The organism is Pseudomonas sp. B37(2017), from assembly GCF_002112885.1.
GTDB classification, from domain to species: Bacteria; Pseudomonadota; Gammaproteobacteria; order Pseudomonadales; family Pseudomonadaceae; genus Aquipseudomonas; species Aquipseudomonas paraglycinae.
The window spans coordinates 218,697-244,421 of record NZ_NEIX01000006.1 but is presented as its reverse complement, the minus strand read 5'-3'; the positions used below and the strand labels follow the sequence as shown (position 1 = coordinate 244,421).

At 57.7% G+C, this 25,725-nt stretch carries 15 protein-coding genes and 2 pseudogenes; 11 read left to right on the top strand and 6 right to left on the bottom strand.

Going from position 1 to position 25,725, the window contains the following annotated elements:
- Positions 1 to 4: 4 nt before the first annotated feature.
- Complete coding sequence (locus tag CAF90_RS17390; RefSeq protein ID WP_085607961.1) at positions 5 to 1,129, top strand: hypothetical protein; 1,125 nt, start codon at positions 5 to 7, stop codon at positions 1,127 to 1,129.
- A gap of 142 nt (positions 1,130 to 1,271) precedes the next feature.
- On the opposite strand, the gene CAF90_RS17380 is transcribed toward CAF90_RS17390, so the two are convergent.
- Complete coding sequence (locus tag CAF90_RS17380; protein WP_085607803.1) at positions 1,272 to 6,611, bottom strand: ATP-binding protein; 5,340 nt, start codon at positions 6,609 to 6,611, stop codon at positions 1,272 to 1,274.
- Between the two features lie 255 nt (positions 6,612 to 6,866).
- Between CAF90_RS17380 and CAF90_RS17375 the strand changes: the two genes are divergently transcribed.
- Positions 6,867 to 8,555 (top strand): protein kinase, encoded by a 1,689-nt coding sequence (locus tag CAF90_RS17375; protein WP_085607801.1) that lies wholly within the window; start codon positions 6,867 to 6,869, stop codon positions 8,553 to 8,555.
- A gap of 297 nt (positions 8,556 to 8,852) precedes the next feature.
- On the opposite strand, the gene CAF90_RS17370 is transcribed toward CAF90_RS17375, so the two are convergent.
- Both CAF90_RS17370 and CAF90_RS17365 read right to left on the bottom strand, forming a co-directional pair.
- Complete coding sequence (locus CAF90_RS17370) at positions 8,853 to 9,815, bottom strand: trypsin-like serine protease (protein WP_170929408.1); 963 nt, start codon at positions 9,813 to 9,815, stop codon at positions 8,853 to 8,855.
- Positions 9,816 to 10,280: 465 nt separating this feature from the next.
- On the bottom strand, positions 10,281 to 11,345 hold the full coding sequence (locus tag CAF90_RS17365; RefSeq protein WP_085607797.1) for a hypothetical protein: 1,065 nt from the start codon (positions 11,343 to 11,345) through the stop codon (positions 10,281 to 10,283).
- 109 nt (positions 11,346 to 11,454) lie between these two features.
- Between CAF90_RS17365 and CAF90_RS29755 the strand changes: the two are divergent.
- A pseudogene (locus CAF90_RS29755) lies at positions 11,455 to 11,599 on the top strand (IS5/IS1182 family transposase); the annotation flags it as partial.
- Here the strand turns inward: CAF90_RS29755 and CAF90_RS17360 are convergent.
- The 3 genes and pseudogenes from CAF90_RS17360 to CAF90_RS17350 all read right to left on the bottom strand — a co-directional run.
- Positions 11,599 to 11,983: pseudogene (locus CAF90_RS17360) on the bottom strand (Arm DNA-binding domain-containing protein); the annotation flags it as partial. The pseudogenes CAF90_RS29755 and CAF90_RS17360 sit on opposite strands and share 1 nt — an antisense overlap.
- Before the next feature lie 1,010 nt (positions 11,984 to 12,993).
- Positions 12,994 to 14,115: a Gfo/Idh/MocA family protein gene (locus CAF90_RS17355; RefSeq protein ID WP_085607795.1), complete on the bottom strand. Its 1,122-nt coding sequence runs from the start codon at positions 14,113 to 14,115 to the stop codon at positions 12,994 to 12,996.
- A gap of 119 nt (positions 14,116 to 14,234) precedes the next feature.
- Positions 14,235 to 15,155 (bottom strand): MurR/RpiR family transcriptional regulator, encoded by a 921-nt coding sequence (locus CAF90_RS17350; RefSeq protein WP_085607793.1) that lies wholly within the window; start codon positions 15,153 to 15,155, stop codon positions 14,235 to 14,237.
- 308 nt (positions 15,156 to 15,463) lie between these two features.
- On the opposite strand from CAF90_RS17350, the gene iolC reads away from it, so the two are divergent.
- The 8 genes from iolC to CAF90_RS17310 all read left to right on the top strand — a co-directional run bounded on the left by iolC (position 15,464) and on the right by CAF90_RS17310 (position 25,677).
- Entirely contained in the window at positions 15,464 to 17,401 is a 1,938-nt protein-coding gene (gene iolC, locus CAF90_RS17345; RefSeq protein WP_085607791.1) for a 5-dehydro-2-deoxygluconokinase, read from the top strand.
- A 43-nt stretch (positions 17,402 to 17,444) separates the two neighbouring features.
- Positions 17,445 to 18,338 carry a myo-inosose-2 dehydratase gene (gene iolE, locus CAF90_RS17340; protein WP_007956043.1) on the top strand — a complete coding sequence of 298 codons (894 nt, stop codon included), beginning with the start codon at positions 17,445 to 17,447 and terminating at the stop codon, positions 18,336 to 18,338.
- A complete protein-coding gene (iolB, locus tag CAF90_RS17335; protein ID WP_085607789.1) occupies positions 18,335 to 19,144 on the top strand; it encodes a 5-deoxy-glucuronate isomerase in 810 nt (269 codons plus the stop codon). The genes iolE and iolB overlap by 4 nt, the downstream gene beginning before the upstream one ends.
- 30 nt (positions 19,145 to 19,174) lie before the next feature.
- Positions 19,175 to 20,677, top strand: coding sequence for a CoA-acylating methylmalonate-semialdehyde dehydrogenase (locus CAF90_RS17330; protein ID WP_085607787.1), 1,503 nt, complete (start codon positions 19,175 to 19,177; stop codon positions 20,675 to 20,677).
- A 25-nt stretch (positions 20,678 to 20,702) separates the two neighbouring features.
- Positions 20,703 to 21,524 carry a TIM barrel protein gene (locus CAF90_RS17325; RefSeq protein WP_085607785.1) on the top strand — a complete coding sequence of 274 codons (822 nt, stop codon included), beginning with the start codon at positions 20,703 to 20,705 and terminating at the stop codon, positions 21,522 to 21,524.
- 45 nt (positions 21,525 to 21,569) lie between these two features.
- Positions 21,570 to 23,501 (top strand): 3D-(3,5/4)-trihydroxycyclohexane-1,2-dione acylhydrolase (decyclizing), encoded by a 1,932-nt coding sequence (gene iolD, locus CAF90_RS17320; RefSeq protein ID WP_085607783.1) that lies wholly within the window; start codon positions 21,570 to 21,572, stop codon positions 23,499 to 23,501.
- Between the two features lie 35 nt (positions 23,502 to 23,536).
- Positions 23,537 to 24,562 (top strand): Gfo/Idh/MocA family protein, encoded by a 1,026-nt coding sequence (locus CAF90_RS17315; protein ID WP_085607781.1) that lies wholly within the window; start codon positions 23,537 to 23,539, stop codon positions 24,560 to 24,562.
- Positions 24,563 to 24,627: 65 nt separating this feature from the next.
- Positions 24,628 to 25,677, top strand: coding sequence for a Gfo/Idh/MocA family protein (locus tag CAF90_RS17310; RefSeq protein ID WP_085607778.1), 1,050 nt, complete (start codon positions 24,628 to 24,630; stop codon positions 25,675 to 25,677).
- The last annotated feature ends 48 nt before the right edge of the window (positions 25,678 to 25,725 follow it).

Below are 25,725 nucleotides of genomic sequence, written 5' to 3'. Positions count from 1 at the left end.
CATGATGACCGAAGCACCGCTCCCGACCTGCTGGCGTGAGATAGCCAGCGCTCCCGTAGAAACCCAGTTGGATCAGTTTGAACAGGCGCTGGCATCGACCCGCTTCGAGGATGCGAAACGGGGTTTCCGCGCTTTCGCTGCCGACCTGCTGGCCCGCGGGCTGATCAGCATGCCCCGCTATGTCTCGGTACTTGGCGGTCATGCTTTGCACTGCCTGACGCAGGATGGCGCGGGCTCGTTCCGCGACATGACGACCGGGACGGATGCCTCGGCGCTGGTGGCGATCTACAGCCGCGCCAAGTATGGAAGCATTGAGGATATTCGCCACCTGGCCTGGTTGGTCATTGACTACTGGTGCACGCAATTGGACGACCCCTACTCCCATTGGGCCCGGCTGTTTCTCAGCGCCAAGGCCAGTGGTGACAACGTGGTGTTGATGACCACCGGCTGGCGCAACGTGCCGTCCACGGCGAACGTGCTCTATGAGATCGTGGTCAGCGAGATCAATGTCAAACTGGCTCATATGCATTTGCCCACGATCATCAACGTCAAGCTTCCACGGATCGCGCCGCCTTGTGAGAACTACGCCAGCTTGAGCACCGAAGAACGTGAGCGCGTCAACCTGGTCCAGGACCATGTCATCCCCGCAGAGAACTTCTACCGCTGGAGTGGGGTGCATGTGATCTTTGGCGACGATGTATTGGTAACCGGTTCGACGGCGGACAAGGTGCTCTACGAGTCCATGCTCAGTGGCGCGAAGTCGTTTCAGTCGATTTACCCGGTGGCAATTGACCCACGGGTGGCGCTCGCGGACGCCAAGGTCGAGGAGCGGCTGAATAAAGTCGTGATTACCCACCTGCTCGACGACACCCTCGCTGCGCTGCTTTCCGCGCCGGATTACCAGCCGATCCTGCGTACGCTGCGTCTGGTGTTTTCCAGCGATAATTTCGCTGGTTTGGCCGCATTCTTGCCAAGGGTGCCCGCCCGCAATTGGCTGCGCCTGTACACGTCCGCGCTGGGCAATGAGTTTCTCGCACAGCCCGAGTGCACGCCGTCGTTGCTCATACTCAAACGCTATCTTGTCGACGCCGGGCTATTGAGGCCCGATGGTATGGCGGTCTGGGGTTGAGCGGCAGCGAGGTGGAGGACGTCCGTTATGTGAGCTATTGGGAGACTGCACCGGGGCATTCAATGCCACCTTACACCGCGTTGGCGCTGGTTTCGATCCAGAGGGCCCTGGATGAGAAATTCCTGCTGCTGACGGGCAATTGCTATTCACGCATGACAGTGAAACGGACACCCTGCTGATGACTTTCTCGGAATAGCCGACTTGCACCTAGGGAGTATGGATTAGGCAGCTCATAAACTCCGACGCTTGGACCTCGTACGTACGCGACATAGAGAATACGCCAGCGGTTGGTTCCGTCATGGCGCATCGTTACCGCCGCAGTTACCTGAGAGCGCTCTAAGTCGATGTGTCCTGGATCTGCGACATGCGCCTTAACCTCGTAATGAATGAAGCCTTTCGCGTCCGATACTTTGAAATCGAATCCTTGATCACTTTCTGGCGGAAGCCCTAGATACCTGCGGCCCATCGAAGATACCCAATATTCGGGCCGCATATTTCGATGTTTATTGCGCAAATATTGATAGGCGGCGAGCTCCCCGGCGAAACCGATGAGGTCGCGTTGTTCTTGACTCAAATACTGAGGATCATCACCTCGATTGCTTGTACCGCGCTTAGTCGGTCTAGGGGCAGTTCGGGGGCCAAAGACTTGCAATGCCGCAGGACCGGACCGCGTTTTGAATCCTCCACTCGCAAGTGTCTCTTGCATGGCTTGCGCAACTGCATCATGCCAACCCTGAGCACCACCATCGATTTCTAATTCCCCAAACTGCAGGCTACGACGTTCTGTCTGTCTGCGCGTTTCGCGTTCACGCTCCTCTAATGCTTCGAATGCCAGATCACTGTCCGAAAGGCCGAGCGCAACAGTATTCATGCTTTCCGGCATTTGATTTGGCCAGAGGCTCGCTCGGCGAAGTGCGGGGGGGACTGATCTCTCGTCGAGGGACTCGAAGTCAAGCGTACCGGATGACAGTGCAGCTCGAATCAGGCGTTCAGGTCCTTGCAACCAGAGTTCATCAAGTGGCGCCGAATTGCGCTTCGCCCAAGCTCTGACCAAACGTTGCAAATGTTCCGCAATCCGCGTGAGTAGCTGGCGGTTGTGCTGGCGGACGCCGTCGATGGGACTGCCGTTGGGAAAAGGGCCTGCACCAAGGCGGAGGGTTACTTGTCTATCGATTTCCTCATCTACCTGCTGTGTATCAATATCATCGAATCGTTCAAACCAATCATCTGGCAGGTGGAGCCATTTCAAAGCGACTGCTTCGCGATAGGCCTGAAGGGCTCCGTCTGCTTCAATGGATTGAGTGCACGCATCCCGTACGGCTCGCTCAACTTCAGCACGCCGATGCTCAACGCGGGAGGAGAAACGCTCCGTTAACCTTTTCTTGAACTGCAGTGGAGACCGACCCAGCGCAACTAGGCTCGCGTTCAGTACGTTGAACTCAAGCCCTAGTTCATGCCGTAGGCTGCTAAGTGTGTCGGCGTCTCGGCAGGCGCTGACGATTCTTTCTGCTTGGTCGGAGGGTATACCGTAACCAGAAATAACGGCCATCACGTCGGAATCATCTCTGAATTCGTCGGTCCGCTCGATCAATATTGCAGCCAGGTCGGTATGCCCCATGGCGTGGACGGACGGGATCAAATACTCCAATAAACGCGGTGTGGTCGCACGAAGCGATCGCCTCAGCTCGGTGATCCGAGAGACGGGTCGTCCAAGTGCTCGAGCGAGTTGCAAATCCGAGGGTGCTTTCAGCTCATGACCGTCCCGCGACATCTCGTTTCCAAACGCAGAAAATGTCAGGCGAAAAGCGTCCGTTAATCCCGGTCTGCCTATCGCCGCGGGCACGGCCGACGCGATCATGGACAGGGTAGACCAATTCAAAAACTGCCCCTCACACAGGACTGTTGGATATTCTTCGTTGGCAACCGGAAGTATGCCGTCAAGCTCCTCTGGCAGAGTGCTTGAGCTTCCATCTATCGAGACCGTGATTTCTCGGACAAAACGCAGCCGTACTCGACGGATAGCCCCTCCCAGCGCCTGGCGAGCTCGAAGGGTGTTTTGGTTGCTTAGATTTGAGCTTACTTCCAGTACCAGAACAGCGAGGTCGGCGATCCATTCACAATCTTTGCTTACGAGCAGCTCATCCGCTGCACTCGGAAAAAAAGGAACGCCGTCTGTGGTGACGGATATCGAGTCCTCATGCATTGGCTGGGCCTTACAACCCAGATACGTTGCTAGCGCTCTGATGCAGCTTGCAGTCGCTGTACCGCCCACATCAATTGTGATGCGACCAAAAGAAGCCAAAATTTGTTGAAAAGTTGGCCGCGAACCGTCGTCAATGTAGATCGTTTCAACGAGTGGAGCGCTTTTGTGAAGCGTCACGGCCGTCAAGCCATCAATAGAGTCTTTAGGGATTACGAGTGTCGAAGGCAGAGCCGGGCGCAAGTCGAGCTGAGCGTACTCTGTCCATGCTTCGCGGTAGGCTTTTCGAAAGTCATCAAGAAAGGCCTCTGATATACCGCGCTCTAATAGCTCGCCAAGTGCGGCAATACGTCGGGGTGCACTTTTTGGGTCCGACCAAGCAGGTACATTCAATTTGCCGGACAACATCTCTTGAAGGTAGCGGTTGTTTTCTATCAGCTCTCGAACCATGCGCTCCGGCCGCGGTACGAAACGAGGTATGTCACTCCTGCTGCCTAACCAGCACTGGCCTAAAGTTAACCCTTCGAAATCGTCGCCCGCCGACGCGGGAATCCAAGCAGTCGACTTCAGAAAAGCGGTGATGGCGCTAGGCCAGTTAATGTAGTCGGAACGGGCGCCGCGGCGAGAGAGCGTTGTCACCATAGCTTCTGCTGGGATCTTTGTGAGCGCGTGGATAATCAGTCGCCCGTATGCCAAGCGGGCAGCCCCGTTCATTGTGTCGTAGCTCGCCTGGCCGTATAGGTAGGGTACGCCATTCGTAACGTAGTCACCGCTTTGGTAGCCGAGGTCTCGTGACCGAGCGACGGCTTTGCGCCAGCAAATACCCAGCTCCAGCTCGAAATTCTGTGTTGGTAAAAAACCATACCTCAAGCTTTGCCAGGCTGGTGAGTCCATTCGTACAGCGGCGCCTTTGCTCCAGGGAAGTCCGTCCCGTACGCCAGCGATTTTCAAAAAGTCCCGCCAGTCTTGAGCACTTTGCCCCGGGCCGGTATTCCATTCGTTCCAATCAGGAAGCATCGTCTTTGCGATCCCGGCAATCTGCTTGTCGTGGCTTGCCTCTTTACAGAGGTCAGTGAGCAAATTACCTAGCGTGTCGCGCCATCCTGCTGAGAAATAAGCAAGGCTCGCTTTGCCAATTCCGCCGCTGGCCAAGGGAACCCAGAGTCCCGCAGTCTGAAGGGCCTCGTCGAAGTCCGGGGTGCGATTTTGCTTCCATGTTCTGAATGCCCACGTGAGTACTGACAAAGCGTCGCGTGTGCGAGGTCGTGTTCCGAGGAGCGTCCCCAATCTTGAAACCAAGTTAATGAGGCGAAACTCGGAAGCGAGCCCTGCGTTGACGAACGCCGCGACCACATCAGCGGACCAAGCAAGCGTCGGGTCAGCGAATTCGAGCCCCTTGGTTATGCAGCTCGGAGGAAAAACACCTGCGTCATCCAGGCGTTTTTTCTTCTTGGTGACACGCCCTGGATCGGCATTGATGAAAAACTGAAGCGGTTCGCCTGCTACGGATTTAGCGCCTTCGGCTCGTACGAGTTTGCGAGCTTCGTTTCTAAAAATGGGTTTGCCTCGAAGCTGCTCGAGGATGTCCTTGCGCTCGCTCAGGTCGGTATAGAAATCCTCCCAATTCGCGGCTGTTGCTTTGCGTTGGCGTTCAAGGTCGGCAGCGAGTAACGGTACCCACTTTGCGAGGCGGTCGTTCTCCGGCTCAAGCGGAAGCCCCACATCATCAGCAAGGCTGCGCAAGGCGGCAACTCGCCTGGCTCCCAGTTTGCGTCGCAGCAAAAATTCGCCTGTAACCTTGGCAATCCAAGTCGCACGCAGAGATTTGTATTGGTCGTCTTGCCAGTCAAAAACATGATCAAGGGTTGCCCATCTTGCATCGCTGCCAGGCGCGCTCATCGTTGGAAGTGGGAGCGTTTTATATGCCAGCCCTTTAGCCCGAAATGCAGTCAAGACATGGTCTGCGGGTCCCCATGTGATGGCGTCTACAGCGGCGTGTACGTATGAGGAAAGATTGATATTGGCAGCAGCTACACCATATATCAGGTCAAGGCACATCTCCGCTGCAACCTTGACCAACTCTTGATTGAGGGCGTTATCCAGACTTAAGCCCTTACGGTCGGGGTCTGGAAAAAACGGAGCATCCAAATGACCGTTAAAAGGGCAGGGGGTTTCCATTGGCAAAAAAGCATAGTAGCGACCTTCGGGAACCTCGAACCCTAGGGGAATCGCGATGCTGACCGTGGGCGCTCCCGTCCAATTGCGCCACCTCTCTACCTTGTGGCGTTGTTCGACAGCTGCGTCCACCGCCCTTAAAAACCGCGGCTGATCAACGGCTCGGCTGATGAATAAGTACGAGCGATCGTCAGCAACGATTTCTTCTATCTCAAGATTGTCAATTTTCAGCGGGCGATTCAGAGAGTACCGACGACGTGTCAGCACGCGACGCGAAGCAGTGCCGTCCGGGTCAATTTTTTCGAACACGAGCTTCGTAAGCTTAGGTAAAAAGAGATTTAGCGGGGCGCGCTCATCGAAAAGTGACTGCCATTCCTTTTCCATGCGAGAGACGGCCATATTATTGGTTAACGGCAGTCTTATCACTGTCGCAAACCCGTCCGATGCATAGCTCTGTATGTCGTCGGGGAAGTTATTTATTACGAGTGGGAGTTGCAAGCTGTGAGTCTTGCCGACGGCCCTTTCCGCAAGGTCAGGTTCCGCCAGTTGCAGCAGTCGTTCGCGTTGGGCCTGCTCATCAGCAAATCGAAAACAGAACCCATCGAATTTTGCTGCCGAATTGTCAGCCTGTGAGGAGTAGATGGAGTAGATCTGGGGATCATGGCTGATCAATGTAACACTGCGAAATCCAAGCCCTTTGTGGCCAATGGAGTTTCCCGGTTGCTTTCTGCTTCTTGCCGGATTCACGATTGAATCGACATCGGCCCGGGAGAAACCGCTGCCAGTGTTGCAGACGTCCAGCATAGCGTGCGGCGCGGTGGAAAGATCAAGCTTCACCAGGATATGGGCATCGAGACCTCCACCAGCTCCGTCGTAAGCGTTCTGTATGAGCTCGCGCAGAATGCGGCCATCGTAAAGCGTCGCTGCAGTGTCGGTGAGTTGACGCATGGAGTCATCTCGCTCGGACCCCAGTTCGATGCCGTGGAGCGTGAGCTTGAGCTCTCGATCAAGTATCTGCTCTAGGTAGACGGAGGGTGAAATCTCAATCGTACGCGTGTCGCTTTCTGAAAAAGCCCCCAGCGCTGGCACAGTTACGTCGATACTCATTGTTTAGCTTCCTTGGCCATGTAGATTGTGTCCTCACACGCAGTAATAATATGTCGACTCGCTCTACTGATTTCTAGGCCCTCTGCCCAAGCGGTATCCGGCAATGACATACAACCTTGCCTGCAGGGCGCGACTGACTGCTTTCGGCCGATTTTTTGCCTGTCGCGGCGTCAGCTTTGGGTTGAGAACTTTGGCAGCCCGCCTCCTACTGTGTCGAGTACCATAGCGCTATGTACGTCAGGAGCATTGAGAGTGATGTCTGAGTTGTCGAGCAAGCCGTGGGTTTACGCTGTGAGCTACCACGAGCGTTGGGATGTCATCGCCAACAGAGTTGGGGTTGGAGGGCAAGGATATGGGCATAAAGGCCAGCGCAAGTGCGACCAGAAGATAGCTTTTGTAAAAGTGTTCGAGGGACTCACATCAGAGAGACGTGCGCGATGCTACGGAGAAGCTATGGCTTACGCGTCGCTGGAAGGCCTGAATGTCCCTAGGTTGATCGAATCCAACGCACGCCAACACCGTGACGGTGCCGTAGAGCTTTACATCGCGACGGAGTTCATTGAAGGGAAGAACTTGCGAGACTGGCGTAGCGCTGCTGGTCATGTGAGCCTTGAAGCTGCTATCGATATCACCCTCAAGCTACTGGATACTGTAGCTCAGGCTCACGCAGCAGGTGTTCTGCATAGGGATATCAAGCCAGAAAACATCATTATGCGCGACGGCGATGCACCGTGCCCTGTTCTGGTCGATTTTGGCATTGCCTTCAACCACAATCACGATCTTCCCAAGTCTATCACCAATGACGGGAATCAATTGGGGAACAGATTCCTGAATCTGCCGGAGCTTTATGCGGGAAGTGCGGATAAGCGCAGTCCCGTCGCTGATCTTACCTCGATTGCAGGTATCTTTTTTTACCTCGTGACGAAACTTAATCCAACTCAGCTGCGGGACGGTGATGGCAACCACCCACATCAGAGAGAGAAAGCAAAAACTCGATTGGTCGGTTTTGAACTAAGCGGTCTTCTGAGATTCTTTGACAGGGCTTTCCAAGCGAGAACTCATGACCGGTTTCAGACTCCGCAAAGCATGAGGTCTGAGCTTTTGAAAATCCTGTCCGATCGCTCGCCGCCAGAGGTTACCGATGTGAAGGGGCTTCTCCATGACATGCTTGAAGATCCTATATTCAAAATGCGTGGTGAGCGATCATCTCGAGTGCAAGAGGCGCTGAGCTGGGCCGTGCGGTGGTATGGGAGTGTTCGAGAAAAGACCAATGGAAATGTGCTTGCACAGCAGGTTTTCATTGATAGCGGATCTGAACCTGGGTTCGTTCGGATTCGATGGGACTTATACAGTCAGTACCGCTTGTGCACCTACGTTTGGGTGGAGGAAATTGGCGGCGAGCTGGTTTGGTATACCAGTTTGGGGGAGGTATATCGCACGGCAATCGGTACCAATTTGAGCGAACAATCCGGCACTGCGTTCATCGAGCAGGCTGTAGAGCCTGATATGGTAAGAGTGTTACGCAATGAACCCCTTGATCTCACCCCGGAGTTTTTAGGACGTCATGTGTTGAAGGATCGGCTTACGCATTCTGTGGAAGATGCGCTGGATCTATCGAAAAGCAGCAACCTACCGGTTTATGCCATCATCTACGATCCGAATCAGCCGATCGCTCACAGAGAGAATTTGCTGGACGCAGTATTTGGGGAACGTACAGCTCAGGATGTGATCCTGTCGAGTTTCGTTCTGCTGGTAGCAAAGCGCTCACTTCTCCCGGCAGACCTCAATCTTTCGGAAGTCAGTGATTTCGGTGATTTCAGTGCAGTTATCGAAGACGGTCTGTGGACGCGTGCCCGACACTTATCTGCAAATCGCGAAGCTTCCCGCATTCGTCTTTTGGAGTTGCAGAGAGAATTTGCGGGCAAAGCCTCTGTGCTCGGGTAAAACTTTCAGCCAGCCATTAACGGTACTCACATACTACGGAGAATCTAGGCATTACGCCTTAGGCTGTTATCGCGCCCAGCAGCGCTTTGCTACCCGATATTTTAATGACTCGTTCCATGCTATAGGCGAGCAAACGGACTTCAAGGGAGTAGGTCGTTATTCTTCATGGCCTCATCTTCTCAAGAGTTGAGGCCTCCACGAAGCATGGGACGATTCAGTCGTTACATGGAGAGAAATTTTACCTGACGGGCAGTTATACGTGAGAGAAGTTTAGAAACTGGTCTTTAGTGGGACGTCCTACTGAGAGATACGAGGCTTTAGCCAATCGAGATAGGCATCTATGCGCGTGTCAAATCCATAGGTGCATGCCAGGTCATCTCCTCCGGAGGTGATAGCAGCTAAAACGCGCGATTTGCTGTCCTCTAAAAATGCTGGCCCACCGGAGTCTCCATTGCAGGTGTTTGTCCCAGGTGTGGAGAATGAAACAGCATACTTGTCGTAACCAGAAATTGCCCAAGATGCTCTTCGTTTAATACCGAGTACCTTCTTCTCTCCGGCCAAAGCGTCGTATCCGAATCCTACGAAGACAAGAATCGTTCCTAGCGATTTGATTTGCTGCCAGCTCGGCGTTCCATCATGCAGTTCCGCTGGCAATATCCCTCGGAAGCTCACAGGATTTTTCAAATAGAGTACTGCGATGTCATGGCGCAACGTTACGGGGTCGAAGGCCCGCTCCTCGTCATTGGGATAGGCTGCATGCGTGATCACTATCGTTTGGAACAACGGCTTTGAGTAATCAGAGCCAAACGCTGCGGTTACTTTTTCGGAAGACAGCCTATCTTTGGTCATATAGCCATCTACGCAATGGGCGGCGGTCACAAGGACATTAGGAGATACGAGCGTAGCGGTGCAGTGCGGCAATCCATCAAGCAGTATCACAGCCACATTCAAATAGCTCTCGGTTCTTACTCCTCCTGATATGTATGGTTTCATGAGGCCCGAGTACAACAGCGGTGCTAACTCCACCGAAACGCTCAAGTCTGAACTCACCGACGACAGGTCACTGCGCCAGTCGCCCGTGTTACCAGTAGCGGTGGCAATTCTCGTGCGGAGAAAATAGTCCTGTCCTGGCGTACTCAGGATTACTGGATAAGGGGAGTCCGGATGGCCAAGCGGGATTTTTTTTCCGTCTGGACCTGTAAGCTCGTTGTCGCGAAGCACGCCATTTCTCGATTGCGATATTTTGACGAAGTACGGCACATTAGGCCTGCCTCCGTTGAAGTGGATTCTGACCACTGAGGTTGTAGTCTTCTGAATTGCAGTCTCAATACTATTTCTGGTGAGGTTGATGTGGGGACTATTCAGGCACTTTCCGGATGTATGGGGCGCACCATAACCTGCGGCGAATATGTCTAATCGATAACTCAACGTAGCCAGCGGATTTGCCGTCCATGCCGTGGCGGTAGGGTGGCCACTGCAAGAGCACCACCTGTTGTAAGCCTGACAGGTTTTAATTTGCTTGCTGTCTGTTGCCTGCGCTGGAGGGGAGGGGTTTCCCCAGCGAACAACTATTGCCGACCCAGCTCCAGATTGAGCCGTATCGGATCCGTCTGGTATTAGGTTCAGCTCGACCTGACTCGCCTGTACGACTGCTGAGACTAAACCGAGTATTGAAACCAGAGACGTTGCGCCAGCTGTCATGCACGTGGCCTCCTGGAGCGATGGTCATGATCTATTTGCAGGACTTCGGTCAGCCTTGCATTGAATTAAACGCTGCTGCTGTAGGATCAAATCTGCCTCGTTTTTTACCTCAGCAATTTTTGCAGATGCGGTCTCGCCTTGAACAATCGTGGCAAGCGAGTTGGTCGCTGCTAGAGCACCTGAGGCGCCGGATCCACTGACATACTGGATGCTTGTAAGGGCTCCAGACTCGCTAAATGTTGCACCAAAGGTCTGTTTGCCGAATACAGCAGGCCGTGGGACGGGTAGCTGATACTCATTGCCCAATTGAGCAACCGGTACCCGTCCCTGCCAAAGTTGGCCTCCGCACCCATTTCCAATAGTCGATATGCCAACTTCAAGTTTGAGCAGTGCAGGCTGGCGGGCAGTGATGAGCACATCTCCCTCTTCCGAATCGTATTTGACCGGCAATACCGGATTGTCGACACCTTTCGCCACCACGCAAATGTTTCCGAGCGCACGTTCGAGTTTCTTCGCATATCCGTTACTCGCGGCATCAGGTGCAATCGATTGTGGGTCCGTTGTCGAGGGGTCAACCGGGCCTTCGTATGTAAGGGTTAGCGGCTTGCCTCCTCCTGCATCTTTGATGTAGTCGCATTCCGTAGAGTAGTCCGGAGCTGTGGCGAAAGCGGCCAGCGTAGACGCGAGGACGGTCGCTGCTTTTAATACCGCCTCCCCTTGGCCCGTCTGGGTCGTGTTGACGCCTTTCAATCGACCGTCCTCGTAAAGGTCAAATTTGATATCTGAGTCGGTGAAAGTACCGCGCAAGTCAGCTAGGTCCACCGATTGTGGTTTTGCTAAGTCGGCGCTATGCAACACGTTGGGAGCGACGGTGTTTGCAACGAGCGGCTGCTTCTTCGCATCGCAAAGCACAGTGCGGGTCACCTTAACTGTTACTTGCGATTTAGCCTGGTAGTAAGAAACGTGAGCGTCAGGCAAAGACCCACAGCCAGATAAACTTACGATAAACCCAGCTGTGGCACTGATAAAGAGTCCGCTGCGCGGGTTTCTGACTAAAAAAAGTTGTAGGTTCGATGCTAAAAAAATCATGGGTCCCTCCAGGGCATGCAGGTTTGAGCGCTACGAATCTGTTCATGGGGTGCAGCCCTTTCCAGCGTAGCTTCATTGCTCAGACCTTATATAAATTTCCTTGAACCGTTGTAGGCAGGTCGTGGTGCTGTGTCAGCAGCTGGCCTTTCTCTGAAGCGCTTGTGGCCTCCGTGATCAACAACCGCGATCGCACCTTCACCTGCGGCAAGCTGCAGCGGCGAAGGGAGGAGGTTGAGTCACCCTCGATCAATCAGGCCCGCCAAGGCTTATGCTTTCTGGCCCAGCTGAACATCTGAGTGAGGTCGGCGAAGAAACTGATGGCTTGCCGGTGAGCGCCGCGATTTACCACGTGCCTGTGCCTTGGCGGTTTTCTTTTGCTCGTTGGGATTGATTTGCTGAGCGATGAGCGCCCGAGCTTGGTTACGCGCCTTGCGGATGTCCGTCAGGGATTTGTTTGCCCAGGACCCGCAGGCGTATTCTTTGTTCTGGTCGCCCCACCGATAGCGATAGAAAAAGCTGACCGAAACGCCGTCTCTAAGCACGGAAACTCGACCGGCGAGATTGCCATCCTCCCGGAGAATCCGGCCGGCATCATTGGCGGTCAGCGACTCGAGTTCTTTTATGGTGATTTTGGCCATAAAATCGGTTCCCCGTACTTTTCCCCCCAACAAAAACGTCGGCTCTTATGGACGTTACTGGACCTTTGTGGAGCAGAACTCCGCTGAAATTCAAGTAAATACTAGCTCTGAATATTCCAGAGTAAAATTTTGAAAGCTTTCAAGAAGTACGAAAAAAGAGATGGGGTGCTAGGGGGCGAGTGTTCGAATCACTCCGTCCCGACCATATAATTCAATGACTTAGCCCAACTTTAGCGAGTTGGGCTTTTTCATGCGCAGTGAATTTTGCAGGGGGATCCAGTTTCCTGTGAGTTCACGCCGTTTTTGGCCCTTTTTCGCGCTGCCTTTGGCACCAATCCTGTTTGATATTTATCTTCTTTCTCAGCTTTTTCGCATGTCAGATAGCCTTGCCTAATGCCTTGTTCCCGGGGAATTAGGGCGTTTTCCCTCACCCGCGCCGCGGCGCTAAATCCTGGAAGCTCAGTTCCGATTATTCGTTCTTAAAGGTCACCATCCCAAATCAGCGAAACCGGCTGTAAGTCACGCGGGCCGTGCCTTTGAAGACAAACGGAAGCAGCGAAAGCCGGACTTCCGAATGTGCGCTAGGGAAACGGAACAGAGCGCGGGGAGGGCGCATCTATTCGAATTGATTGCTGACGGGCTGTGGGCCTCCTGAAGACCCGTTGATTACAAGGCCCAGGGGCCGATTTGGAATCAAACCATCGCGTCCGAGAGCTTGCCTCATACCTCCAAATTCGACGTTTTTGGGCCCAAACCGCAGTGCCAAACAGACCGCAAATTCACCCGACTTCTTGCTGTTTTGGTGACAAACCATTTTGCAGGTAGTTGGCACCTTCTTGATTGACCTGGTCCCAGGAAAGGCTCACCAGCCTTGGCTCCAGCGGTCTGATCCCAAACCTTTTACCGTGGCCCGGTTGGTGCCAAATCCGCTGCTAACTCACATTTCCTCTTCAATAAAGTCAGACACTCAAGCCGATCACCCCGATCGGCTTTTTTGCGCCCGCACAAAACTACCCGCTGATTTCACTGACAGACACCCAGCGCCGCTCCTCAGCCGCGACCCGAATCGCCGTCGCCAGCCTCTCAACTTCAAACGCCTCCTCGAAATCAGTCCCCGTTCGCCCGTTCCCGGCCAACGCCATGATCAGCTCATGCGCTTCCAGCGTTTTCAGCTCGTTGTAACCCAGCTGATGTCCCGGCGCCGGGCTGAATGCTGCGTAGCCGGGCAAGTCCGGTCCTGCGAGTAAACGCTGGAAACCACCCTGGCCGGCGCGACACAGGCGTAGCTCGTTCAAACGCTCCTGATCGAACGCCAGGGTGCCTCGGGTGCCGCTGATTTCGAAGCTCAGATGATTCTTGTAGCCATGCTTGAGCCAACTGCTGCTGAAGGTGCCGCGCGCGCCGCTGGCAAAGCGCAGCAACGCATGGGCCTGATCGTCGACCGCAATGCGGCGTTGTTCCTGGCTGCCGGTTGTGGCCGGGCGTTGGCCATGGACGGTCTGGGAGTCGGCACACACCGCTTCGACATCACCCATTAGATAGCGCGCCATGGCGAGCAGGTGACTGCCCAGATCTGCCAGGGCTCCACCGGCATGTTCGGGTTCGCAGCGCCACGACCAGGGGGAGGCTGGATCCGCCATGAAATCTTCGCTGAATTCACCTTGAAAGCTGATGATCTCGCCGAGTTCGCCACTCAGGATCAGCTCGCGTGCCAGGCCGATGAGCGGGTTGTGTTGGTAGTTGTAGCCGACCCGGGTGACGACGCCGGCATGCTTCGCCGCCACGTGCATGGCATGAGCTTGTTCAAGATTCACCGCCAATGGCTTTTCGCAGTAAACCGGTTTGCCGGCAGCAAGAGCGGCCATGGCCATCGGGTAGTGCAGGTGATTGGGTGTGGTGATGGCGATGAGGTTGACCTTGGGGTCATCGATCAATCGCTGCCAGTCGCCATGGGCCTGCTCAAAACCCCAGGCGGTGGCGCAGGCTTGTGCGCGTGCGGGATCGGCGTCAGCCAGGGCGGCCAGGCGAAGGGTGAAGGGCAGTTCGAATGCCCCGCCGACATTGCGAAAGGCCAGGGCGTGGGCGCGCCCCATGAAGCCCGTGCCGATAAGGCCGATTCCGAGTTCACGCATGACAGGATCCTTTGAGTTCTTGTTTTCAGAGATCCTGTTTATAGAATAAATATTCCCTGCGTTCAAATAATGGAATAAATATTTTGAATTGCGCGTTTGCGGGGATGACGGTGTTCCGGTCAGTCCTCGAACCCGACTTGCTCGTGAATCTCGTCCACCTTCAACTCCAGTCGATAGGCCACGGCGATAAACAGCGCCTGGCACAGGCACAAGGTCGCACTCAGAGAACGGAACGCAAACGAACTGCCTTCGTTGACCAGCAGCAGGGTGTTGGCGCGTTTGGCCAAGGGCGAGAGATTGCTGTCAGTGATGATCAGGGTTTTCGCCTGATGGTGTTGGGCGATGCGCAGGCAGTGCTGGGTTTCCTTGCCATACGGCGTGAAGCTGATGGCGATCACCAGGTCATTGGCACGCACGCTGCGCATCTGCTCGCGATAGCTGCCGCCGAGGCCCGAGACCAGGTGGATGCGCTTGTTGGTATGTTGCAGGTTGTAGACCAGATAATCAGCCACCGCGAACGAGCGGCGCACGCCGACCACGTAGATATTGTCGGCATTGACCACCAGATCCACGGCTTTTTCGAAGGCCTGGTCATCCAGTTCCTGGCCCAGGCGTTCGATGCCCGACAGGGTGGCGTCGATGCACTCGCGGGCCAGGTCGCCGCCGCTGGCTTTCTGCGACTTGTTGGCGATCATGCTGCGAATGCGCTGCTGGTAGTTCTGTACCGGCGTGGCTTTGTGGGTATACGCCTCGCGGAACAGCGCCTGCATTTCACTGAATCCGCTGAAACCGAAACGCTGGGAAAACCGCACGATGGCCGACGGATGCACTTCGCACTCGCGGGCGATGTCGCTGATGCGGTCGACCATGATCCGGTCGCTTTGCTGGCTCATGTAACTGGCGATGCGTTTGAGCTGGCGCGGCAGGCTTTCGTATTCAGTGGTGATGAGCTGCAGCAGACGCTCGGCATTGATCGGGGGGCTGGCAAGATCGCTCTCGGGCGTGCTCTCGGCGGTAGCCGGCTGATCGGTGCGGGACATAAATAATCCTTCTGGCTTGTTCTTATAGGAACGGTTACGTCTCGTCCCCTGACAATAGTTTGGCTGTGCGCAGTCTACAGGCTCGGCCCCGACAAAATCTTGGGCTTGCGCCAGCGCGATGCCTGCTGAAACGATGCACTGCGTCTGGAGCGCCCGCACTGAAGCTTATTGGAAAAAATATTCCACGTGAAAAATAATTGGAATATTTATTGATTGTTCGATCCGGCTCGTTTTAGTCTGCATCCACCAAGAGTGTCCGGCGCGGTCATCGCGTTGGGCACGGGCTGATAAAAATAACAGGAGCCAGCATGGGCCAGACTCGTTTTGCCAGTGGACGTCAATTGGATCTGATTTGCCTCGGGCGCCTCGGCGTCGACCTCTATGCGCAGCAAGTCGGGGCACGGCTGGAGGATGTGAGCAGCTTCGCCAAATACCTTGGCGGCTCCTCCGCCAACATCGCGTTCGGCACCGCCCGGCTGGGGCTCAGGTCGGCGATGCTGAGCCGGACCGGCGACGATCACATGGGGCGTTTCCTGATCGAGTCGCTGGCCCGTGAAGGCTGTGATGTCAGCGGCATCAAGGTCGATCCGGAGCGTCTGACCGCCATGGTGCTGCTCGGTCTCAAGGATCGGGAAACCTTTCCCCTGGTTTTCTACCGTGAAAATTGCGCCGACATGGCGTTGCGGGCCGAAGACATCAGCGAAGCCTTTATCGCCTCCAGCAAAGCCTTGCTGATCACCGGCACCCATTTCTCCGCCGACGGCGTCTACAAGGCGAGCACCCAGGCGCTGGACTACGCCGAAAAGCACAACGTCAAACGGGTGCTGGACATCGACTACCGTCCGGTCCTGTGGGGGCTCGCCGGCAAGGCGGACGGCGAAACCCGTTTCGTTGCCGATCAGAACGTCACCCAACATGTGCAACAAATCCTCCCGCGCTTCGACCTTGTGGTCGGGACGGAGGAAGAGTTTCTGATGGCCGGCGGTTCAGAGGATTTGCTCACCGCGCTGCGCAATGTCCGACGATTGAGCGCGGCAACCCTGGTGGTCAAGCTCGGCCCGCAAGGTTGCACAGTGATCCACGGGGAGATTCCACAACGTCTTGAAGACGGCGCGATTTATCCCGGCGTGCGAGTCGAAGTGCTGAACGTGCTGGGCGCCGGCGATGCGTTCATGTCGGGTTTCCTCAGCGGTTGGCTGGAGGACGCAAGCGACGAGCGTTGCTGCCAGTTGGCCAATGCCTGCGGTGGACTGGTGGTGTCGCGTCATGCCTGCGCGCCGGCGATGCCGACCCGTGCCGAACTGGATTACCTGTTCAGCAGCCCGGTGCCGATTACCCGTCCGGATCAGGACGTCACCCTGCAACGCCTGCATCAGGTCAGTGTGCCGCGCAAACAGTGGAAGCAATTGTTCATCTTTGCCTTCGACCATCGCGGGCAATTGGTGGAACTGGCCCAGAAGGGCGGACGCGACCTCGGCGCCATCGGCGAACTCAAGCAACTGTTCATCAAGGCCGTGGAGCGGGTCGAAAGCGATTTGCGCGAGCAGGGCATCGAAGCCGATGTCGGGCTGCTGGCGGATCAGCGTTTCGGCCAGGACTCGCTGAACGCCGCGACCGGCCGTGGCTGGTGGGTGGCGCGGCCGGTCGAGGTGCAGGGTTCGCGGCCGCTGGCCTTCGAACACGGGCGCTCGATCGGCAGCAACCTGATCGCCTGGCCGCAAGAACAAATCATCAAATGCCTGGTGCAATTCCACCCGGACGACGAACCGATGCTGCGGCTGGAGCAGGAAGCGCAGATCAAGGCGCTGTATCAGGCGTCACAAGTCAGCGGTCACGAACTGCTGCTGGAAATCATCCCGCCCAAGGATCACCCCTCACCGCATCCCGACGTGTTGTATCGCGCGCTCAAACGCCTCTACAACCTGGGCATCTATCCGGCGTGGTGGAAGATCGAAGCGCAAAGCGCCGAGGAATGGCAACAGCTCGACGAACTGATCCAGGCACGCGATCCCTATTGCCGAGGCGTGGTGCTTCTGGGCCTGAATGCCCCGGCGTCAGCGTTGGCCGAAGGCTTTCAACAGGCCAGTCAGAGCCAGACCTGCCGCGGGTTCGCCGTGGGCCGGACGATTTTCCAGGAGCCGAGCCGCGCCTGGCTGGCCGGGGAAATCGACGACGAGACGCTGATCCGCCAGGTACAGAGCACCTTTGTCGAACTGATCGATGCCTGGCGTACGGCCCGGGCCTGAGCCGCGGTTGAACATTCTAGAAATAACAATAAAAGGTGCAGCCATGCCCGCTATCCGAATTGGCATCAACCCGATTTCCTGGAGCAACGACGACCTGCCGTCCCTCGGCGGTGAAACACCGCTGAGCACCGCCCTCAGCGAAGGCAAGGCCATCGGTTATGAAGGCTTCGAACTCAACGGCAAGTTTCCCAAGGACGCCAAAGGCGTTGGCGACGTGCTGCGTCCGTATGACCTGGCGCTGGTGTCCGGCTGGTATTCCAGTCGCCTGGCGCGGCGTTCGGTGGCCGAGGAAATCGACGCGATTGCCAGCCATGTCGAGCTGCTGGCGAAGAACGGCGCGAACGTGCTGGTTTACGGTGAAGTGGCCGACTCCATTCAGGGCCAGCGAATTCCGCTGGTCGAGCGCCCGCGTTTTCACACCGAGCAGGCGTGGCAGCAATACGCCGACAAGCTGACCGAACTGGCGCGCTTCACTCTGTCCCAAGGCGTGCGTTTGGCGTATCACCACCATATGGGCGCCTACGTCGAATCGCCGTCGGACATCGACACCCTGATGGCGTTGACCGGTAATGAAGTCGGGCTGTTGTTCGATTCGGGCCATTGCTACATGGGCGGCGGCGAGCCCTTGCAGGTGCTGCGCAAACACCTGTCGCGCATCTGCCACGTGCATTTCAAGGACGTGCGCAAACCGGTGGTGCAACTGGCGCGCAACAACCTGTGGAGCTTCCCCGACTGCATCATCAACGGCACCTTCACCGTGCCAGGGGATGGTGACATCGACTTCGCCGAGTTGCTGGACGTGCTGCTGGCGGCCGACTACCACGGCTGGCTGGTGGTCGAGGCCGAGCAGGATCCAGCAGTGGCGCCGAGTTATGTCTACGCGAAAAAAGGCTTCGACACCTTGCGTGCGTTGCTCGACGAGAGGACTGCGCGATGAGCCTGCTGGTCAAAAGCAATGCCCGTGGCCGGACCATGGTCGAGCTGGCTGAAGGTGAACTGCAATACGTGGGTTTCGCCGCCTACCGATTGAGCCTGGGTGAAACCTTGCCAGTCGCAGCGGGTGACAAAGAGTTGTGCCTGGTGCTGCTCAGCGGTCGGGTCGGCATCCACGGCGAAGCGCCGGGGCAGGGGGCATTCAACTGGGACAACCTCGGTGATCGCCAGTCGGTGTTCGAAGACAAATCCCCGTTCGCCGCGTACCTGCCACCCGGCAGTCAGGCGCAGGTGGTGGCATTGAGTGATGCGCAAGTGGCGGTTTGCGCCGCTCCCGGTTCGACCACCACGGACCTCGGCCCGCGCCTGATCAGGCCTGAAACCATGAAGCGCAGCGTGCGCGGCAAGGGCGCCAACACCCGCTATGTCTGCGACATCCTGCCGGACAGCGAGCCGGCGCATTCGCTGCTGGTGGTGGAAGTGCGCACGCCGTCAGGGCACTCGTCGAGCTACCCGCCGCACAAGCACGACACCGACGACCTGCCGCACCAGAGCTTTCTCGAAGAAACCTACTACCACCAGATCAACCCGCCCCAGGGCTTCGTGTTCCAGCGGGTCTACACCGACGACCGCAGCATCGATCAGGCCATGGCCGTGGAAAACAGCGACCTCGTCGTCGTGCCCAAGGGCTATCACCCGGTCAGCGTGCCGTATGGCTACGAGTCTTATTACCTGAACGTGATGGCCGGGCCGAAACGCGTCTGGCAGTTCCATAACGACCCGCAGCACAGCTGGCTGCTGGATCTCTGAATTCCAACTTTCGCACGGAGAACAAGAACAATGAGCGACGCCCCGGTCATAGGCCACTACATCGATGGTCAGGTGCAGGACAGCGGTAGCGAACGATTCAGCGATGTCTTCAATCCGGCCACTGGCGGCGTTCAGGCGCGGGTCGGGCTGGCCAGTCAGAAGACCGTGGACACTGCCGTCGCATCGGCGTTGAAGGCATTCCCGGCCTGGTCCGAGCAATCGTCCCTGCGCCGTTCGCGGGTGATGTTCAAGTTCAAGGAGTTGCTCGATCGTCATCACGACGAACTGGCTGAAATCATCAGCCGCGAACACGGCAAGGTGTTTTCCGACGCCAAGGGCGAAGTCACCCGAGGCATTGAAATCGTCGAGTACGCCTGTGGTGCGCCGAACCTGTTGAAGACCGAGTTCAGCGACAACATCGGCGGTGGCATCGACAACTGGAACCTGCGTCAGCCACTCGGCGTCTGCGCCGGGGTCACGCCGTTCAACTTCCCGGTGATGGTGCCGCTGTGGATGATTCCGCTGGCGCTGGTCACCGGCAACTGCTTCATCCTCAAACCGTCCGAGCGCGATCCGTCCGCCAGTTTGCTGATGGCTCGCTTGTTGACCGAAGCCGGTTTGCCGGACGGCGTGTTCAACGTGGTGCAGGGTGACAAGACGGCGGTCGACGCCTTGCTGCAGCACCCGGACATCGAGGCGATTTCGTTTGTCGGTTCGACGCCGATTGCCGAGTACATCCACCAGCAGGCCACCGCGCGCGGCAAGCGGGTGCAGGCGCTGGGCGGCGCGAAGAATCACATGATCGTCATGCCTGACGCGGATCTGGATCAGGCGGCGGATGCCTTGATCGGCGCGGCTTACGGTTCGGCCGGTGAGCGCTGCATGGCGATTTCGATTGCGGTCGCGGTCGGTGAAGTCGGCGATCAGTTGATCGCCAAACTGTTGCCGCGCATCGATCAGTTGAAAGTCGGCAACGGTCTGCAAGGCGACAGCGACATGGGGCCGCTGGTCACCGCCGAACACAAGGCCAGGGTGGAAGGCTTTATCGATCAGGGCGTGGCACAGGGCGCGCAGCTGATTGTCGACGGCCGCCACTTCAAGGTGCCGGGGGCCGAGGCGGGCTTTTTCGTCGGCGCGACGCTGTTCGATCACGTCACCACCGACATGAGCATCTATCAGCAGGAAATCTTCGGCCCGGTGCTGGGCATCGTGCGCGTGCCGGATTTCGCCAGTGCCGTGGTGTTGATCAACGCCCATGAATTCGGCAATGGCGTGTCGTGCTTTACCAGCGATGGCGGGATCGCCCGCGCCTTCGCCCGCAGCATCAAGGTCGGCATGGTCGGCATCAACGTGCCGATTCCGGTGCCCATGGCCTGGCATTCGTTCGGAGGCTGGAAGCGCTCGCTGTTCGGCGATCACCACGCCTACGGGGAGGAAGGCATTCGTTTCTACAGTCGCTACAAAAGCGTGATGCAGCGCTGGCCCGACAGCATTGCCAAGGGCCCGGAATTCAGCATGCCGACGGCCAAATAAATCATCTGCGCGGAGAACAACAAGAATGAGTACTCCACTGCGTTTTGCCCTGAACCGAATGGTCGCTCCACGTTTGTCCCTGCCGGCGTTCATCGAATTGGCGGTGACCCTCAAGGCCGACGCCATCGAGATCCGCAACGACCTCAAAGGCATCGAGATCGAGGACGGCACCGCACCCGGACACGTGCGTGAGTTGTGCGCGGCCCACGGGATCAGCGTGCTGTCGATCAACGCGCTGTATCCGTTTGATGTGTGGAATGACGAGCGCCGCGCGCAGGCCTTGAAGCTGGCTGTCTATGCCCGCGATTGTGGTGCGCGGGGGCTGGTGATGTGCCCGTTGAACGATCGCGCCGATCCGCGCAGCGTCGCCGAACGTGCGTCGGGCCTGCGCACCGCGTTGAGTGAGCTGGCGCCGATCCTGCGTGATCACGGCCTTCTCGGATTCATCGAACCGCTGGGTTTCAAAGCCTGCTCGCTGCGCCGCAAACGCACGGCGGTGGAGGCGATCAAGGCGGTCGGCGGGCTGGATGTGTTTCGCCTGGTGCACGACACCTTTCACCACCACCTGGCCGGTGAACAAGAGTTTTTCCCCGAGCTGACCGGGCTGGTGCACATCTCCGGTGTCGAGGAAACCGAAACGCCGCTGGCGACCCTTGGCGACGGCCACCGGGTGCTGGTGGGCGCGGACGACATTCTCGGCAACGCGGCACAAATCAACAGCCTGCTCGCTGGCGGCTATAGCGGATACCTGTCGTTTGAGCCGTTCGCCGACAGCGTCCATGGCCTGGCGGATATCCAGACGGCGATCGGCGCGAGCATGGACCACCTGAGCAAATCCCTGAGTTGACAGTGCCCCTCGCAGGGATCGGATCTGAATTTGAAAGGTGCGGTTATGACCACAACAAGACTGACCATGGCCCAGGCCCTGGTGAAATTCCTCGACAACCAGTACATCGAGGTCGATGGCGTTCAGAGCAAATTCATCGCCGGGATCTTTACCATTTTTGGCCACGGCAACGTGCTGGGTCTGGGGCAGGCGCTGGAGCAGGACAGCGGTGACCTGATCGTCCATCAGGGCCGCAACGAACAAGGCATGGCCCATGCGGCGATCGGTTTCGCCAAGCAGCATCTGCGGCGCAAGATCTACGCCTGCACCTCGTCCGTGGGGCCGGGCGCGGCGAACATGCTGACCGCTGCCGCCACCGCGACCGCCAACCGGATTCCCTTGCTGCTGTTGCCGGGTGACGTCTATGCCTGCCGTCAACCGGACCCGGTGTTGCAACAGATCGAGCAGTTCCACGACCTGAGCATCAGCACCAACGATGCGTTCAAGGCCGTGAGCAAATACTGGGATCGCATCAACCGTCCCGAACAATTGATGACCGCAGCGATCCACGCCATGCGCGTGCTCACCGACCCCGCCGAAACGGGCGCCGTGACCCTGGCCTTGCCGCAGGACGTGCAGGCCGAGGCGTACGACTATCCCGATTACTTCCTGCAAAAACGCGTGCACCGCATCGAGCGTCGCCCGGCCACTGAAGCGATGCTCGGCGATGCCGTGGCGTTGTTCAAAGGCAAACGCAAACCGCTGATCATCTGTGGCGGCGGCGTCAAATACTCGGGCGCCAACGCGGCGTTGCAGGCGTTTGCCGAGCGCTTCGATATTCCCTTCGCCGAAACACAGGCCGGCAAGAGCGCGCTGGTGTCCAGCCATCCGCTGAACGTCGGCGGCATTGGCGAAACCGGTTGCCTGGCGGCAAACCTGCTGGCCAGGGAGGCGGATCTGGTCATCGGGGTCGGCACTCGCTACAGCGATTTCACCACGGCGTCGAAATCCTTGTTCCAGCACCCTGACGTGCAATTTCTCAACCTCAACATCAGCCCGTGCGATGCACTGAAACTCGACGGCGTGCAACTGCTGGCGGATGCCCGGACAGGTTTGTCGGCGCTGGCCGAAGCGCTGGGTGACTACCGTTCCGGCTGGGGCGATCAACCCCGTCAGGCACGGGCGCAACTGGATGAGGAAGTGGATCGCCTGTATCAGATCGACTACCAGGCCCGGGATTTCATCCCGGAAATCAACGACCACCTCGATCCGGCGGTGTTGCGCGAATTCATCGAGCTGACCGGTTCCTGCCTGACCCAGAGTCGCGTGCTCGGCGTGCTCAATGAAACTCTTGCCGATGACGCAGTGATCGTCGCCGCCGCCGGCAGTCTGCCCGGCGACTTGCAGCGCAGCTGGCGCAGCAATGGCGTTAACACCTATCACGTCGAGTACGGCTATTCGTGCATGGGCTATGAGGTGAATGCCGCGCTGGGCGTGAAGCTCGCCGAGCCTGAGCGCGAGGTCTATGCGCTGGTAGGCGACGGCTCTTACATGATGCTGCACTCGGAGCTCGCCACCTCGATCCAGGAGCGACGCAAGATCAACGTGGTGCTGTTCGACAACATGACCTTCGGTTGCATCAACAACCTGCAGATGGGCAACGGCATGGACAGCTTTGCCACGGAGTTCCGCTTCCGCAACCCGCAGAGCGGCAAGCTCGACGGCGCTTTCGTGCCGGTGGATTTCGCCATGAGCGCGGCGGCCTACGGCTGCAAGACCTACAAGGTGAACACCGTTGAAGAGCTGCAGGCGGCGCTGGCCGATGCGCGCTGGCAGACGGTCTCGACCCTGATCGACATCAAGGTTCTGCCCAAGACCATGATTCACGGTTACCTGTCGTGGTGGCGGGTCGGCGTGGCGCAAGTCTCCACCAGCGCCCGCACCGACGCGGTGGCCAAAACCCTGAACGAACGACTGGCCAAGGCCCGTCAGTACTGATTGCCCTGAATTGAACAACCACAAGGAATCCTTTCATGTCACTGCTTTCCCAAGCGTTGCGGCTAGGCGTCATCGGCACCGGGGCCATCGGCCAGGACCACATCCGTCGTTGCAGCCAGACCTTGCTCAACAGTCAGGTCGTGGCGGTCACCGACATCAATCTGCAGCAGGCGGCCAAAGTCGTCGCTGACCTGAAACTGACCGCCGAGGTCTATCCCGACGGCCACGCGCTGATCCAGGCGCCGGACGTCGACGCGATCCTCGTCACCTCCTGGGGCCCGAGCCACGAAGAGTTCGTGCTGGCCGCGATTGCGGCGGGCAAACCGGTGTTCTGCGAGAAACCACTTGCGGTCACCGCCGAAGGCTGCCGCAAGATCGTCGAGGCTGAAGTAGCCCACGGCAAACGGCTGGTGCAGGTCGGTTTCATGCGTCCGTACGATGAAGGTTATCGCGCGTTGAAGTCGGTGATCGACAGCGGCCAGATCGGCGAACCGTTGATGCTGCACTGCGCCCACCGTAATCCGAGCGTGGGTGAAAACTACAAGACCGACATGGCGATCACCGACACGCTGATCCATGAGCTGGACGTGCTGCGCTGGTTGCTCGACGACGATTACGTCTCGGTGCAGGTGGTGTTCCCGCGCAAGAGCAGCAAAGCCCTCGCTCACCTGAAGGATCCGCAGATCGTGCTGTTGGAAACCGCCAAGGGCACGCGCATCGACGTGGAGGTTTTCGTCAATTGCCAGTATGGCTACGACATCCAGTGCGAAGTGGTGGGGGAGACCGGCATCGCCAAACTGCCGGAGCCGTCCCAGGTTCAATTGCGCAGTGGGGCCAAGCTGTCCAACGCGATTTTGATGGACTGGAAGGATCGCTTTATCGCGGCCTATGACGTCGAGTTGCAGGCGTTCATCGATGGCGTGCGGGCAGGGCAGGTCGGTGGGCCTTCGGCGTGGGATGGCTTCGCCGCTGCTGTTGCCGCCGATGCGTGCATCGAAGCGCAGAACAGCGGAGCGATCGTCAACGTTGCACTGCCTGATCGCCCGAGGTTCTACGGTTAACGCTGCTCCCACAACCACCGCTTTTCCCGAGACGCGGTGACATAACAATAAGAAGGAGTTCAAACATGCGCATCGGACTTGTCGGTTACGGCCATGGCGGCCGGTTTTTTCATGCTCCGCAGATCAGCAGCCTGCCGGCGGCGACGTTCGTCGGCGTGGTCACCCGTTCAGCGGAGCGCCGACAGTTGCTGGCGGCGGAGCATCCGGGTGTGCCGGCCTTCGACAGCATCGGCCAGTTGGTGGAAGCCGGAATCGATGTGCTGGTGGTATCGACGCCCCTCAAGGGCCGACCGGCACTGGTGCTCGACGGCATCGAACACGGCGTAGCGGTGGTCAGCGACAAGCCGTTCGCCGCCGACCGGCAGCAGGCGCAAACCCTGATCACCATGGCCGAGCGCCAGAACGTACCGCTCAGCGTCTATCAGAACCGGCGCTGGGACTCGGACTTTTTAACCGTGCGCAAACTCATCGAATCCGGCGCGCTGGGCCAGGTCAGCCGGTTCGAGTCGCGGATCGAGCGTTACTCGCCGTCGTCGGTTAACAACGGCAGCGGTGGTGGCTTCCTGCGTGATCTGGGCAGTCATCTGGTCGACCAGGCGTTGTTGCTGTTCGGCCCGGTGACACGGGTTTACGCCGAACTGGATTACCTGGAAAAAGACCAGACCTTCGATCACGGCTTCTTCATGTCCCTGACCCACGCCAACGGCGTGACCTCGCACCTGGGTGGCAGTTGCCTGCAAAACAGCCCCGGCCCGCGTTTTCGGGTGAGCGGCACGCTGGGTTGTTACAGCGTCGAGGGACTGGACGGGCAAGAGGCCCAGGCACTGGCCGGGCTCTCGCCGAAAACCGAAGGCGAGCGCTGGGGCGTCGAGGAGCATCGCCGTTGGGGCTGGTTCGAACACGGAGACGAGCGTGAGCGGGTTCCGTCTGAGCGCGGCTGCTGGAGTCAGTTCTATTTGCAGCTACAAATCGCGTTGCAAAACGGTGGCCCACTGCCCGTGGACGCCCGTGATGCACTGGCGACAACCCGCGTGCTAGACGCTGCGCGCCTGAGTTTCAAGCGTCATCAGGTGGTGGAGCTGAGCGAGTTTGCAAGTCATGGAATAAAATCATAATAAAATTCTAAAACAGGTTGATATGGAAAATATTTTCCAATAAAGTCG